Source organism: Shigella sp. SIG3 (genome assembly GCF_053555855.1).
Genome location: NZ_JBQZXE010000311.1, coordinates 1 through 499, shown reverse-complemented (window position 1 = coordinate 499; position 499 = coordinate 1). Strand labels below are relative to the sequence as shown.

The following is a 499-nucleotide window of genomic DNA, read 5'->3' as shown; positions in this document are numbered from 1 at the left end:
CTGCCCCTGATGATGTGGGGAGCAATGCGCTATGGTTATAAGCTGATTTCGCTGCTCTGGGCGGTCGTGTTGATGATCAGCATCCACAGCTATCAAAATTACATTCCCATTTATCCTGGCTATACCACGCAGCTGACCATAACCTCCTCCAGTTATCTGGTATTCTCTTTTATTGTCAATTATATGGCTGTACTGGCAACTCGTCAGCGAGCGGTAGTCAGACGCATTCAGCGGCTTGCGTATGTGGACCCGGTGGTTCATCTGCCAAATGTTCGCGCCCTGAATCGCGCGTTGCGTGATGCCCTCTGGTCTGCGCTTTGTTATTTACGCATCCCTGGCATGGAAATGCTGGTTAAGAACTATGGCATCATGCTGCGGATTCAATATGAGGTGTACTGGCAATAGCGGACACTACCATTTGTTCTTTTTTAAGCAGCCATCTGATGATATTTTTCCCTGAAGGCTGCCGGTGAGATATTCCCCAGACGAGAGTGACGAC

General features: G+C 49.1%; 1 pseudogene. It reads left to right on the top strand.

Going from position 1 to position 499, the window contains the following annotated elements:
• Positions 1-390 (top strand): annotated as a pseudogene (locus ACUU1I_RS21145) (MASE1 domain-containing protein); the annotation flags it as partial.
• Positions 391-499 lie beyond the last annotated feature (109 nt).